The organism is Klebsiella sp. MS 92-3 (assembly GCF_000195655.1).
Lineage (GTDB): Bacteria > Pseudomonadota > Gammaproteobacteria > Enterobacterales > Enterobacteriaceae > Klebsiella > Klebsiella pneumoniae.
In genome coordinates this window covers 5,121-6,132 of record NZ_GL882709.1, presented here as the reverse complement: position 1 = coordinate 6,132, position 1,012 = coordinate 5,121, and the positions used below count along the sequence as shown (strand labels likewise).

The 1,012-nt window shown below is 68.6% G+C and carries 1 protein-coding gene and 1 pseudogene; both read left to right on the top strand.

Going from position 1 to position 1,012, the window contains the following annotated elements:
• On the top strand, positions 1-328 hold a 328-nt coding region (locus tag HMPREF9538_RS26300), incomplete at its 5' end, for an efflux RND transporter periplasmic adaptor subunit (RefSeq protein ID WP_009483829.1).
• Positions 329-341: 13 nt separating this feature from the next.
• A pseudogene (locus tag HMPREF9538_RS26305) lies at positions 342-999 on the top strand (efflux RND transporter permease subunit); the annotation flags it as partial.
• Between the last annotated feature and the right edge of the window lie 13 nt (positions 1,000-1,012).

Sequence of the window (1,012 nt, the reverse complement as noted above, 5' to 3'; positions counted from 1 at the left end):
GGGGGGGGGGGGGGGGGGGGCCGAGTTTGCCAATCCGCAGCACCGTCTGCTGCCGGGCGGCAGCGTGACGATCCTGTTCCGTCCGCAGGAACTGCCGTCGCGAGTGATGGTCCCGGCCGCCGCCGTGCAGCAGGATCCGCAGGGCTTTTTCAGCTGGGTGCTGAAGCCGGACCACACCGCCGGGCAGCGTCGTCTGACCCTCGCGGGGCAGCAGGGGCAGCAGGGGCAGCAGTTTGCGGTCGAGAAAGGGCTGCAGGCGGGCGAGCAGGTGATCACCGACGGCGCGCAGCGGTTGCGCGAAGGCGCCGCGGTGCAGGTGCTGAACTAGCTAAGGAGAAGGGATGCTGACCTTTTTTATCCGTCGTCCGCGATTTGCCATGGTGATCGCGCTGCTGCTGACCTTTGTCGGCGCGGTGTCGCTGAAGCTGATCCCGGTGGAGCAGTACCCGGCGATCACCCCCCCGGTGGTGAACGTCAGCGCCAGCTGGCCGGGCGCCAGCGCGTCAGACGTGGCGGAAGCCATCGCCGCCCCGCTGGAGACCCAGCTCAACGGCGTCGATCATATGCTGTATATGGAGTCCACCAGCTCGGATGAGGGGACGTACCGCCTGAGCATAACCTTCGCGGCGGGCACCGATGCCGACCTGGCGGCGATCGACGTGCAAAACCGGGTGGCGCAGGCGCTGGCGCAGCTCCCGGCGGAGGTGCAGCAGAATGGCGTCCAGGTGCGCAAGCGCGCCAGCAATCTGCTTATGGGGGTAAGCCTCTACTCGCCGCTGGGCACACTGACGCCGCTGTTTGTCAGCAACTACGCCAGCACCCAGGTGCGCGAGGCGCTGGCCCGCCTGCCCGGCGTCGGCGAGGTGCAGATGTTTGGCGCCCGGGATTACAGCATGCGTATCTGGCTGCGCCCGGACCGCATGAACGCGCTCAACATCACCACGGATGATGTCGCCCAGGCGCTGCGCGAGCAAAATGTGCAGGGCGCGGCGGGGGGGGGGGGGGGGGGGGG